Annotated in this window: 10 protein-coding genes; 1 reads left to right on the forward strand and 9 read right to left on the reverse strand. The window is 44.0% G+C overall.

The window, feature by feature from the left end:
* Window positions 1-194: 194 nt before the first annotated feature.
* From rpsA to yidC, 8 genes are all read right to left on the reverse strand, one after another.
* A complete protein-coding gene (gene rpsA / locus L6475_RS06225) occupies window positions 195-1,979 on the reverse strand; it encodes a 30S ribosomal protein S1 (protein ID WP_237823660.1) in 1,785 nt (594 codons plus the stop codon).
* A gap of 394 nt (window positions 1,980-2,373) precedes the next feature.
* Window positions 2,374-2,844: a 23S rRNA (pseudouridine(1915)-N(3))-methyltransferase RlmH gene (gene rlmH, locus L6475_RS06230; protein WP_237823662.1), complete on the reverse strand. Its 471-nt coding sequence runs from the start codon at window positions 2,842-2,844 to the stop codon at window positions 2,374-2,376.
* A complete protein-coding gene (locus L6475_RS06235) occupies window positions 2,841-3,224 on the reverse strand; it encodes a DUF4491 family protein (RefSeq protein ID WP_237823666.1) in 384 nt (127 codons plus the stop codon). Before L6475_RS06235 ends, rlmH begins: the two co-directional genes overlap by 4 nt.
* Before the next feature lie 44 nt (window positions 3,225-3,268).
* On the reverse strand, window positions 3,269-4,471 hold the full coding sequence (locus tag L6475_RS06240) for an aminopeptidase C (protein WP_237823669.1): 1,203 nt from the start codon (window positions 4,469-4,471) through the stop codon (window positions 3,269-3,271).
* 25 nt (window positions 4,472-4,496) lie between these two features.
* The gene (locus tag L6475_RS06245) at window positions 4,497-5,906 is read right to left on the reverse strand and encodes an aminopeptidase P family protein (RefSeq protein WP_237823672.1); all 1,410 of its coding nucleotides are present in this window, start codon (window positions 5,904-5,906) and stop codon (window positions 4,497-4,499) included.
* 27 nt (window positions 5,907-5,933) lie between these two features.
* The gene (locus L6475_RS06250; RefSeq protein WP_370641664.1) at window positions 5,934-8,162 is read right to left on the reverse strand and encodes an alpha/beta fold hydrolase; all 2,229 of its coding nucleotides are present in this window, start codon (window positions 8,160-8,162) and stop codon (window positions 5,934-5,936) included.
* A gap of 30 nt (window positions 8,163-8,192) precedes the next feature.
* Entirely contained in the window at window positions 8,193-9,689 is a 1,497-nt protein-coding gene (locus L6475_RS06255) for a DUF1846 domain-containing protein (protein ID WP_237823675.1), read from the reverse strand.
* 30 nt (window positions 9,690-9,719) lie between these two features.
* Entirely contained in the window at window positions 9,720-11,603 is a 1,884-nt protein-coding gene (gene yidC / locus L6475_RS06260; RefSeq protein WP_237823677.1) for a membrane protein insertase YidC, read from the reverse strand.
* Between the two features lie 131 nt (window positions 11,604-11,734).
* Here yidC and L6475_RS06265 point away from each other — a divergent pair, with 131 nt between their 5' ends.
* Window positions 11,735-12,919, forward strand: coding sequence for a DUF3078 domain-containing protein (locus L6475_RS06265; protein WP_237823679.1), 1,185 nt, complete (start codon window positions 11,735-11,737; stop codon window positions 12,917-12,919).
* Window positions 12,920-12,992: 73 nt separating this feature from the next.
* Here L6475_RS06265 and L6475_RS06270 read toward each other — a convergent pair whose 3' ends face one another.
* Window positions 12,993-13,424, reverse strand: coding sequence for a hypothetical protein (locus L6475_RS06270; protein WP_237823681.1), 432 nt, complete (start codon window positions 13,422-13,424; stop codon window positions 12,993-12,995).
* Window positions 13,425-13,513: the final 89 nt, after the last annotated feature.

A 13,513-nucleotide genomic window follows, 5' to 3' on the forward strand; every position in this document is an offset into this window, starting at 1 on the left:
ATGTCTTAGACGATTTATAGTTTTGATTTTAAAATACGTCTTCTAATGATTGCTATTTGCAAAAGTAAGCATTTCTTTCGAAATCAACAAATAATTTCAAAAGAAAAGACTGCGTTCCAAAATATTGAAACGCAGTCTTGGATTATTCTAATAGAGTGGGGTAATCTTTGTCCACCAACTCCACTATAGTGCGATTACTCGCCCTTTTCCATCTGAGCTTTGAGTTGGGCAAGAACGTCAATGTCGCCAAGTGTTGTGCTGGCAGCAACATTCTCGATCTTAGCATTCTCTTCCTTCTTAGCACGGGGAGCAGCAGCCTTCTTGGCAGCACGCTTCTCGTCACGCTGAGCGTCTTCGAAGGTACGGCTATGAGAAAGGATAATACGCTTAGAATCCTTGTTGAACTCGATAACCTTGAAGGGCAGTTCCTCACCAGCCTGAGCCTGTGAACCGTCTTCCTTCACAAGGTGCTTTGGTGTTGCAAAGCCTTCAACATTCTCCTCGAGAGCTACAACAGCACCCTTTTCGAGCATCTCAGTAATCTTACCTGTGTGAACTGAGCCAACGGTGTACTTCTCTTCGAATACATCCCAAGGATTCTCCTCGAGCTGCTTGTGGCCGAGAGACAGACGACGGTTCTCCTTGTCGATGTCAAGTACTACAACGTCGATTGGTTCACCAACCTTAGTGAATTCAGAGGGGTGCTTAACCTTCTTGGTCCAGCTCAGGTCGCTGATGTGAATCAGACCGTCAACGCCTTCTTCTAGTTCTACAAATACACCGAAGTTGGTGAAGTTGCGAACCTTAGCGGTGTGCTTGCTGCCAACAGGATATTTAACCTCGATAGCCTCCCATGGATCTTCCTTCAGCTGCTTGATACCCAGAGACATCTTGCGCTCGTCGCGGTCGAGAGTCAGGATTACTGCCTCTACCTCGTCGCCAACCTTCAGGAATTCCTGAGCTGAACGCAAGTGCTGGCTCCATGACATCTCAGAAACGTGAATCAGACCCTCAACGCCAGGCTGTACCTCAACGAATGCACCGTAGTCGGCGATAACGACAACCTTACCCTTGATGTGGTCGCCAACTTTGAGATCAGCATCCAAAGCATCCCAAGGATGAGGAGTGAGCTGCTTCAGACCGAGGGCAATTCGCTTCTTCTCTTCATCGAAGTCGAGAATAACAACATTGATCTTCTGGTCGAGCTCGACAACCTTCTTGGGATCGTCAACGCGGCCCCAGCTCAAGTCTGTGATGTGGATCAGTCCGTCAACACCACCCAGGTCAACGAATACACCGTAGCTGGTTATGTTCTTAACGGTACCCTCCAGAATCTGTCCCTTTTCGAGCTTAGAGATAATCTCCTGCTTCTGAGCCTCGAGCTCCTGCTCGATGAGAGCTTTATGAGAAACGACAACGTTGCGGAACTCCTGATTGATTTTAACCACCTTGAACTCCATGGTCTTGCCAACGAACTGGTCGTAGTCACGGATGGGGTGAACGTCAATCTGTGAACCGGGAAGGAAGGCTTCGATGCCGAATACATCGACAATCATACCACCCTTGGTGCGGCACTTGATGTAGCCCTGGATGATAGCCTGGCTCTCAAGAGCCTCGTTAACGCGATCCCAAGACTTCGACATGCGAGCCTTCTTGTGAGAAAGCAACAACTGGCCTTTCTTGTCTTCAGCGCTCTCTACGTACACCTCAACGGTGTCGCCAACCTTTAAGTCGGGGTTGTAGCGGAACTCTGAAGCGGGGATGATACCATCGCTCTTGTAGCCAATGTTTACAACCACTTCTTTTTTGTCAACGCTGATTACAGTGCCGTCAACAACCTGATGGTCGGCTACTTTGTTCAGGGTCTCATCGTAAGCCTTGTCAAGCTCTTCTTTGCTCACGTTGGCTACGGTGCCGTTTTCAAACTCGTCCCAGTTAAAATCCTGCAACGGCTGAACGTTCTTTGTTAATTCTGACATAAAATATTAATATGTTTGTCTTCTCCAGGAAGACGTTGGCCTGAACAGACGTTTATCAGACCGTTTTAATTGGTTAAACATATATGGAAGCTAGCGCCTGTTCTAGTCTCCATCACCTTTTTATATAGTCTTTTAGAAAGAAAATATGTATAAAGTGAACAAAACGGGTGCAAAATTACTAATAATTTGACGTAAATAGTTATTTTTTCGGTGAATTTTAGTTTTGAACTTGTTGTTTTAGTTATAATTATAATATTTTAACCATTTGACAATCTCTATGAATGATAATTAGCTTCAGAATAATTATGCTTACTATAGTTAAATTACTGTACTATAGTTAATTAATGACTATGGCTTAGTAGGGTAATATCAATCAATTTTAAAATAGTAACTTTTACTCGTGGTGGTAGGGTTCGCCTTTGATGATGGTACAGGCACGGTATAATTGTTCAACAAAGATGGCTCTCACCATCTGGTGAGAAAAAGTGAGGCGGGAGAGTGACAATTGCTCGTTGGCGCGCTGGTAAACAGCTGGCGAGAAACCGTAGGGGCCACCAATGACAAAGACCAGACGACGGGCAGAGAGCTGTTTCTTTTCCAGCCAGGATGCAAGTTCAATGCTACGGGGTTCACGGCCATGCTCATCGAGCAGTACAACAGTATCGGAAGTTTGGATTTGTTTCAGTATAAGTTCGCCTTCGGCAGTCTTCTGCTGTTCTTCGGAAAGACTCTTGGTGTTTTTCAGTTCTGGGATAACGGTTATTGAAAAAGGCAAATAGTGAGTAATTCGCTCACGATAGTCATCAATGATCTTCGTAAACTCCTTACTCACTGTTTTTCCTACAAGTATTAACTCGGTCTTCATTCAGTTTGATTGTCGTCTTCTATTGCATAAATGCTGCGGCCATGATGTACAGGACAGAGCGTTTCGTTCTTGTCAATAGGCTTGTATTCGCTCTTGCGTTTGGGGTTCATAGGAAACCAACCTTTCTGTACGCGTTTGACTTGCGAGAAGAGTTCGCCGATAGTCCAAAGTGAAGATGCGCCAAAGACACCGATAAGTGCTGAGAGAAGAGGACTCTCTATAAAAAGAGCCGTAATGACTGATGCAATTCCGAGTACCAGAAACACCCACCAATAGCGGGTGCCTGTGTGGTACTCAACTTTGATCACCAATGGGTGGAAAAGACCGATGATGAGAAATGTGCTGACGGCAATGATAATGCCGGTAAAATATATTTCCATGTAATCTTGGTCCTATACGAAATCTTGAATAACAGAATAGTATTTTAAAGACCTAGTTTCTTACGGATATTCTTGGGAATAGCGTTTTTGTTGACAAGAAAGTCCATGGTGTTGGCAGCAATGTAGTTTTTGGTCATGTACCAGATTCCTTTGTATTCGCCGCTTTCACCCCATGAGTTCTTTACCATATAGTACTCTTTTCCGTTCTGATCCTTAGCAATACCGTAGATGAGCATGCCGTGGTCGTCGGTGAGTTGCCAGTTGTCGAAACGCTCCTGACGCATTTCCTGAGTAGGAATGATTTCAGGAACATTACAACCCAGTGAGTCAATTACATCACGCTTCTTGCTAGGAGCAAGTTTCAGCCAACGAGCCATGTCGCTGCCACGCAGGCTCTGAGTAGCCTTTTCATCGACAGCATAGGCTAGTCCATTACGTGTGAAACCATCTTCACTAACGTCGCCACCCCATGCAATGGTATAACCGTTGTTGACGGCATTGTCAATTACCTGCATCATCTCGTCCATAGGCAGATTGTATGACAGGGGGAAACGCCAGTTGTCCTGCACCTCAACAGCAAAGGATGAGTAGAAAGGATGATGGGTATAAGAAGTGATGCTCACATAGTCATCTAGATTCAGGCCAAGGCTTGCGCAGAATGACTTTGGAGTGTATTTCTTTCCTTCGTACTCGAATTCCTCAGGGCACTTGCCCAGGTAAGCATCAAGAATGCCCTGAAGACCAGCCTTCCACTGACCTGAAATCTTGCTAGCCGAGCTCTTAGAAATGGCTGCCACATAGGGCTCGAGCAGTGAGAAGAACTCATTGAAGTTGTTCAGCGAATCGCCATAAAGTGAGCCGGGGAAAGGCATTGCACCTTCGGGAACGATACCGTGCACCTTCAATGTGTGGAGCACGTCCTCGGCAGAACCGCCTTGAGCAAATTGGCAATCACCATGGAAACGTACTACCTGGATGGCACGCTCGAGATAAGTCTTGTTTGCCACGAAGCTCTCGCAGAGGTCGTAGGTCTTGCCTGTGGCTTTCAGTATCTCAGCCTCAAAGTACGAAATGGTGGAATAGTCCCAACAGGTTCCTGAACGATTCTGGTCCTTCACACTGGTGATGGGATTCTCCTTGATTGTTGTAAAAACAGGTTTGTTGCATGCGGCAGAATCTTTCTTTTCTTCTGCCTGAGCGCCCAAGGCCATTATGGTGAGAAGCGCGAGTGATAAGATTTTCTTCATTAAGATACTAAATATGTTAATTCGTTTATTTTGTTTCCGTATTGCTGGCCATGAATGCCTCCAATTCCTGTGGATGGTAGGGAATACGCTTGTCGCCCATGAAACGACATCCGTTTGCTGTGATGAGCAAATCGTCTTCGATACGTATGCCGCCAAAATCCTTATAGGTCTCAATCTTGTCAAAGTTCAGGAAGTCCTTGCAATGGCCTGAAGCTTTCCATTCGTCAATGAGGGCAGGGATGAAATAGATGCCAGGCTCGTCAGTAACTACGACGCCTTCCTCCAATCGGCGTCCCATACGCAGACAGTTGGTTCCGAACTGTTCCAGGTTTGGGCGGGTCTCTTCGTCAAAGCCTACATAAATCTGTCCAAGACCTTCCATATCGTGAACGTCCATACCCATCATGTGGCCCAGTCCATGGGGGAAGAACATGGCATGTGCACCTGCGCGAACAGCCTCTTCCGTATCGCCTTTCATCAGTCCGAGCTCTTTTAGACGGTTAGTCATCAGACGACATACATCGAAATGTACATCGGCATATTTTACACCAGGCTTGGCAATGTTGAGTACATGGTCGTGACATTCCTCAACGATACTGTAGATATCGAGCTGACGTTGCGTGAATGTGCCGTTGACAGGCATCGTTCGGGTGTTGTCAGAGCAGTAATCGTCCAGTTCACATCCTGCATCGCATAAGGCCAGTCGTCCAGTCTCCAGCAGATTGTCACTGGGATTTCCATGCATTATCTCGCCGTGTTGTGAGAAAATGGTGGCAAAGCTGACCCCTTGGGCCAAACTACGTGCAATACCATCCACCTGTCCGGCTACCATACGTTCGGTAACGCCTGGCTTGATAAGAAGTTGAGCAGTTGTGTGCATGGCATAACCAACGTTGCAAGCACGATCGATTGCTTCGATTTCCTGTTGCTCTTTTGTGGCACGCATCTTTACCACAGCCTTTATCAGTGACAGTGAGGCGGCCTCTTTTTGTTGGTTAGGATGAATGCCGAGGAGATCCATTATCTGAATCTTTGTATCGAAACGATAGGGAGGCAGAAAATGAATTATACGCTTTTGACGAAGAGCTTCGTTGCAGATGCTTTTCAACTCCTTCATCGGAGCAGTAGTGCTGACACCTACCTCAGCAGCCAAGTCGGCCACAGAGGGCGTGAAGCCCATCCATACGATATCCTCTACATCAATATCGTCACCAATCAGCATATCCTTATCAGCATCGATATCTATAATTCCAACCAGACCGTCACGGTGCTGACCGAAATAGTACAGGAAAGATGAATCCTGACGCATGGGCGAGTAGCTGTTGGCAGGATAATTTGCCGGGCTCTCGTTATTGCCGAAAAGAATGACGAGACCATTGCCCACCAGATGGCGCAGCTGTTGACGTCTTCTAATGAAAGTTTCTTTGTTGAACATATAACGGGTATAATAGAAAAATCAATTTTAATTCTTCAACCAACGATTGAGCCAATCAAAATAGGTTCGCTGCCAGAGAATGCCGTTTTGGGGTTTCAACACCCAGTGGTTCTCATCGGGGAAGATGAGCAACTCGGCCTCGATACCTCGCATGCGGGCTGCATTGAAAGCACTCATACCTTGTGTGGCGTTGATGCGATAGTCTTTCTCGCCATGGATAACGAGGATGGGTGTGTCCCACTTGTCAACAAAACGATGAGGAGAGTTCTCGTATGTCTTGCGGGCCCTAGCCGTTTGGTCTTTGTTCCAGTAGGCATCATCATACTCCCAGTTAGAGAACCAGTTCTCTTCTGTCTCTGTGTACATAGCCTCAAGGTTGAAAGCGCCATCATGGGCAATGAAACACTTGAAACGCTTGTTATGATGACCAGCCAGGTAATAGACAGAGAAACCGCCAAACGATGCACCTACTGCGCCCAGGCGATCCTTATCTACATAAGGAAGATTCTCGGTTGCAAAATCTATAGCTGAGAGATAGTCGTTCATGCATTGACCTGTCCAATCGCCAGAGATTTCTTCGAGCCATTCCTGTCCGAAACCTGGCAGACCACGACGGTTAGGAGCAACAACCACATATCCCTGAGAGGCCATGATGAAGAAGTTCCAGCGATAGCTCCAGAACTGAGAAACAGGACTCTGTGGACCACCTTCACAGAAAAGCAGGGTGGGGTACTTCTTGTTCTTGTCGAAATGAGGAGGCAGGATAACCCAAGTGAGCATCTCTTTACCATCAGTAGTTTTTACCCAATATTGTTCTACAGAGGGTTTGCCTAATTGGTCAAGAATCTCCTTGTTGACCTCGGTAATCTGAGCAATCTTTGTGTCGCTGATACTATCGCCTGGTGTAACTGTATATAGGTCGGCTGGAGCCACGTAAGAGTGACGCTCAGCCAGAATCTGCTTGTCATTCAGCATTTGCAGTGAACCAAAGTCGGCCCAATCATTACTCAACTGAGTAACCTCGCCTTGCAAGTTGGTGCGATAGAGATTTTCAGTGGCGTGCCATACTCCTATAAAATATATTGTGTGCGAATCTGGAGCCCAACAGAAATCGTCAACGCTGGAATCAAAACTCTCTGTAACGTAGGTCTTGATGTCATTGCAAGGTTCCTCTGACATTCTGCTGAGGTCGTAGACGCACAGACGGTTGCGGTCACTTTCGTAGCCGTCGCGTTCCATTGAGAGCCATGCTACGTAACGACCATCGGGCGAGAACTTTGGATTTATGTCGTAGCCAACATTGTTGTCCTTTAGGTTCGTGTTGATGAACTGATTCTTAAGTGACTTTGTTGGATTGCAAGTGTTATCGGGACTATCTACATAACCTCCATCGGGCACTACAGCAAACTCACAGCTGTTCTTGCAGAGGTTTTTGGTCTTGTTTATGTCCTTGCTATCTACATCATAGAGGAAAATATCCGAATCGGTGCTTATACTATAACTTATACCTGTCAGGCAGCGACAAGTAAATGCTATAAATTTGGAATCGGGACTCCATGTCAGCTGTTCGATGCCGCCAAAAGGTTCCATCGGGCATTCATAAGGCTCACCCTCCAGAATGTCAATAGCATCAGAAATGCCGTTTGCATTGACTTCTGCCAAAAAGGGATGCTGGATGCTTTCTACATAGTGGTCCCAATGACGGTACATCAGATCGGTGACCAGACGGCCTGTTGCTTTGGGTAGATCTTCGGGGTTCTTCTTGATGATTTCGTTGAAGTCTATGCTCTGCAGCAGGATTATCTTCTTACGGTCAGGTGAGAACTGGAATCCCTCAATTTTTCCTTCAGTATCTGACAACTGCTTGCGTGCAGAACCATTAAGGTTCATCTTCCACACTTCACCTCCCTTGAGGAAAGCAATCGTTTCGTTGTCTAACCACTGGGCATCAGTTTCGTTGTCTGCATCTTCGGTCAGTTGTTTCTGATCCGTACCATCGTAGTTCATCATCCAGAGCACCTGGTGACTTTTATTTTCCTCAACACTGTAATATCCCATCTGGAAAACAATATGCTGGCCATCGGGAGAAGCCTGATAGCCACCAATACGACTCATAGCCCAAAGTGCTTCGGGCGACATCTGGTCGTTTTCCAACTGGATGTTTTGTTTACTTATATTCACTGTCTCATTGTTTTGTTGTGAGCCGCAAGCTGATAAAAGCATTGCAGTAGCACCGATCAAAAATAACTTGTTCATAGTTGATGCGGATTAAAAGTTAAAAGGTTGTTATTTTTTTTTGATAGGGTCACAAGTCAAACCGCAACCAAGTTTCTTGAATATCTTTCGGTCAACTTCAGAAAGCATTACTGTTGAGTGTACCTGACAACCACGCAATTGGGGTAACTGCTCAAGAGCTTTACGGCATTTCTCAGCTAAGGCTGTATCCCACTGGCCGGAACGTTCATCGTGCTGAGATAGTACACTAAGGGCTACAAGTACCTCATCTGTATGAAGTCTTGGATTCTTGGCTCCAAGGTATTCAATCTTTGTTTTTTGGATAGGCTCAATCATACTTTGAGGAATCAGTTTCTCGTCGTGACTGATGTTGGCCAGATGTTTCATTGCATTAAGTAGGAGTGCTGCCGAACAACCCAAAAGGGGAGATGACTTAGATGTGATAATAGTGCCATCGCTAAGTTCAATTGCAGCCGATGTGTGTTCGGTGAGTTCCTGTTTTGCAGCTGCAGCTACAGTGACACGACGATAGGCTGTAGTAATTTTTGCCTGATTGAAGAGCATGAGAATTTTATTGACCTCGCGCTCACTGTCGATTCCCATGGCCAGTTTGTTGGTAGCATCGTAGTAACGACGGATAATCTCATCGCGTGATGCCTGACAGCAGACCTCATCGTCTGAGATACAGAATCCTACCATGTTAACTCCCATGTCTGTAGGCGACTTATAAGGATTTTCACCATATATGCCTTCAAAAAGTGCGTTTAATACGGGAAAAATCTCGATATCGCGATTGTAGTTAATGGCTGTTTTACCATATGCCTCAAGATGGAAGGGATCTATCATGTTCACATCATTTAGATCGGCAGTAGCAGCTTCATATGCTATATTTACAGGATGCTTTAAAGGTAGATTCCATACAGGAAATGTTTCAAACTTAGCATATCCGGCACGAATACCACGTTTGTTCTCGTTGTAAAGTTGACTGAGACATACAGCCATTTTTCCAGAACCGGGGCCTGGTGCTGTGATGACTACTAGCTCACGACTAGTTTCCACATAATCGTTCTTGCCAAATCCTTCATCACTAGCAATAAGCTGAACCTTGTGTGGATAACCATCAATTAAATAGTGTACGTAAGAACGTATACCAAGACGCTCAAGACGATGACGGAACTGATCGGCAGTGTGCTGACCGGTATAATGGGTAATAACTACAGATCCCACCATAAAGTCGCGGCTCATGAATTCATCGCGAAGGCGTAACACATCCTCATCGTATGTGATACCAAGATCGGCTCGTACTTTATTCTTCTCTATATCTTCAGCACTAACGACGATGACAATTTCCAATTGATCGCGCAACTGTGCTAGCATACGAAGCTTAGAGTCGGGCTTGAAACCAGGGAGTACGCGTGAGGCATGGTGGTCGTCGAAAAGTTTTCCGCCAAGTTCAAGGTATAGTTTTCCATCGAACTGAGCAATACGTTCTTTAATATGCTCTGACTGAATCTTGAGATATTTCTCGTTGTCAAATCCAATTTTCATAGTTATCCTAGTAATATATGTGTGGGATTTTTATTTCTTATATCCGTTTTGGCGTTGACGCTGTAGTTCTTCAGCCTGTTTCTGCATAGCTTCAAGACGTGCTGCCAGTCCACTCATTTTCTTGGGATTGTTTTTGTTCTCTTTGTATTTAGCTTCAAGAATAGCTAAAAGTTTAGCATCATCAGTGGTTTTGCGAAGTGTCCACATGATGGCAGCTGAGAAGAACAAAGAAACAAAATAATAGAAGTTTAGACCAGCAGAATAGTCGTTGAACATGAAGAAGAACATAAGTGGCATGAGGTACATCATCCACTGCATCATCTTCATCTGTTCAGCCTGCTGACCCACCATTTGATCGCGCTGTTGGCGCATGGTCATGTAGCTGTATAGAATATTTGCAACGCAGAAAAGAATACAGGTCAATGAAAGGTGATCACCAATACCCCAAATGTTGAAACTCCATTCAATGATGGGATCATAGGTCGAAAGATCGTCAATCCAAAGGAATGATTCACGGCGAAGTTGGATAGCGTTAGGAACAAAGTTGAACATGGCAATCCAAATAGGCATCTGAATCAGCATTGGTAAACATCCTGAAAGAGGAGATACACCATACTGGGCATATAGTTGCATCATAGCTTGCTGCTTCTGCATTTGATCTTCGGGTTTATCATACTGCTTTGTAGCTTCATCGAGTTTTGGCTTCAATACGCGCATCTTAGCACTAGACATATAGCTCTTCTTCACCATGGGGAATGTAATGGCTTTCAGTAGCAGAGTGATAAGGATGAGTACAATTCCCATATTGAAACCAAATGAGGTGAGCCAGTCGAATACATAAATAGTGAACCATCGGTTGATAATGCGGAATAGTGGCCATCCCAGATATACCAACTGTTCTAGATCGAGGTCTTTGTTGAAACGGCTTTGTTCTTCAACGTCTTTAATCAAGCGGAAATCATTAGGACCGATATACATTTCAAACTCTGATGCATGGACACCCTTGGGGTCGAATGTAGTGCAAAGTTTGGCTTCATAGTTCTTTAAATAGCCAGAACCTTTCTCTTGAGGTGTGCTATGGAGCGTGGCATTGGAAGCAAAGTCGTCTTTAGATATCAGTACAGCCGAGAAAAACTGATTTTTGAAAGCAACCCAATCAAGGGGCTCTTCAATCGTTTCACTATCCTCTGACGTTTCGCTGAGATAGTCGGTACTACCATCTTTTTTCTTGTAAGTGAGGGTAGCATATCGATTTTCAAACATGAAGCCTTTTTCTTGTTGACGGGCACGCGAAATCCATTCCACGTCAACTTGACCATAGTTGGGAGCAAATAGTCCGGCAAGTCCTTCTGTAGTGAAAGAGAAATGCAGCATATAGTCATCGCCCAATTCATAATTGAAACTGATGCTACCACCATTTTGAGCAGGAGCTGTCATGGTAACGGAACGATCAGTAATATTGGTTGGAGTGAAATAAAGGTCTTTTGTAATGATGTTTTCGTTCTTGCCAGCAAGCATGAAGTTCATCTGTTGGTCTTCGGCAGTGAAGAGCGTGACATCATTAGCTGAATCTTTGTCTTCAAATCCAAGAATGACAGCTTTTGTCAGTGTGCCACCTTTAGTAGAAAAGGTTAACTCCAACTTATCGTTTTTCAGTGTGATATTATTTGATTCACCACTTAGTGCTTGATAGAAAAGCGCAGTAGAGTCGGCTAAGATTGAGGCTTCGGCAGCATCTTTGCGTTCTTGTTCAGCCATTTCAGCTTTTACCTGTGCATCACGCTGAACTGCAGCAATACTGTCCTGCTGTTTGTGGTAGGCATCGATTTCTTCTTGTGTGGGCTGTGACCACCAAATGTAGCCAATGAATACAGCAGCCATCAAAACCATTCCTGTTAAAGTGTTCTTGTCCATTATTTTATATACTTATTTTGTACTTGGGGATATATATATGACAGTTTGTAAAATCAAAGGTGCAAATTTACTACTTTTTTTTTGCATACCAAGTATAATTTTGGAAATTTTGCTTATCTTTGCACTCGGTTATGAGAAAAGTTGTTTTATTTATAGCCGCTGTTATGACCATTGGTGTGGCAACGGCACAGGATCGTACAAATCAGTATGGTCAGTACTACCCATTGTTCGGTCCGCTTACTTTTTATCATTCAGTAGCTCAAAACCGTTTGAGTTTGACTCGCGCAGAGAGCGAAGAGGAACTTAGAGACGAAATATCAGCCTCTATGTTGCGTATATATCTTAATCGTCCTGATTTGGTACAGAATGCTGAGAGTGACATGAAAGAGTCAGGGCAGTTGCGGAATGACCTTGAGTCTCCTATTCAGCAGCAAGTGAGTATTGTTGAAGAGATGGAGCCAATGCCAGAGATGTTGCCTGAGGCAGATCCTGTTGAGGTGGCTGTTGAAAAACCTGTTTTTTGGAAATTTCGTGGCGATGGAAATGTTCAGCTGATGCAGAACTATGTTAGTGATAACTGGTATAAAGGCGGTGAGAGTAATCATGCGGCTGTTGGTTCTTTGACCCTTGAAGCCAATTACGATAACAAGTCTAAATGGAAGTGGGAGAATAAGTTGGAGATGAAACTCGGCTTTCAGACATCTCCTTCTGATACAGTGAACAAGTTTAAGACAAATGAAGACCTTTTACGTTATACTGGAAAAATTGGTCTTCAGGCTTTCAAGCGTTGGTACTATACCCTTCAAGTGCTTTCTTATACTCAGTTTACGAGAGGTTTGAAAGCTAATGATGAGCGAACTTACTCAGACTTTATGTCACCGTTCAACTTGAATGTAGGTATAGGTATGGACTATAAGGTGGATTTCTTCAAAGGGAAAATGTCCGGTACTGTCAATATGTCTCCCTTAGCGGTAAACTATCGTTATGTGGATCGTGCTGATTTGGCTCGTAGTTTTGGTGTGAAGGTAGATGAGGGACATACACACTCGTTGACTGATTTCGGTTCGCAGCTTACCGCTTCTATTGAATGGAAAATGAATGATGTGGTAACCTGGAAAACGCGATTATACTATTTTAGTTCGTTCCATCGTGCTGAAATGGAATGGGAGAATACTTTTACACTGCGAGTGTCGAAATATATTACGGCCAATGTATTTCTCTTCCCACGTTTCGACGATTCCAATCAGCAAGACGAAAAGTTGGGGTTCTGGCAGTTTAAGGAATATTCTTCTTTGGGATTCTCTTATAATTTCTGATGGTTGACTTTATTTCTTAGGAATTAAGCTCAATCTCAAAATATTAAAAAGATAAAGGTAAGACAGAGAAGTCTTACCTTTTTTTGAATTCCAATGTGTTTGGAATTTTCATCCATTTCCCTTTGTAAGGAACTTTTATAGCACTGCCTTTTTTCTGGGTAAGTCGGTAGGTGGAATCATTCAACTGAATGAGGGTAGCTACAAGGTCCTCACTACCGAAATCGTTAACCATTTGTAAGGTGGCTTTTTTGTCACAAATCTCAGCATCAAGTATCAACCAGTAGAATGAACTTGTTGATTTCCTTAAATATCCGGCTATTGGACCAAATAATTCATGGCCAGGAGCAATTAGCTGACGATTGTTGAGGTCCAAATGAATGAATATGTCGTACTCTTTGTTGTATATTTCCGTCTTGAATGTTGTGCTGTCACTTTGAGCATAGATATTAGAACCTATAAAAGCAAGTAAGATGGAAATAAATATGAAACGTATCCAGTTCGTCATAATGATTTATTAAATATGAATGTTTGAGAGGCAAAGATAGACAATCTGAATCAAAAAATGATATTAATTTTAAAAAATGTTTCATTGTT

The sequence above is a fragment of the Prevotella sp. E9-3 genome (assembly GCF_022024015.1).
Taxonomy (GTDB): Bacteria; Bacteroidota; Bacteroidia; order Bacteroidales; family Bacteroidaceae; genus Prevotella.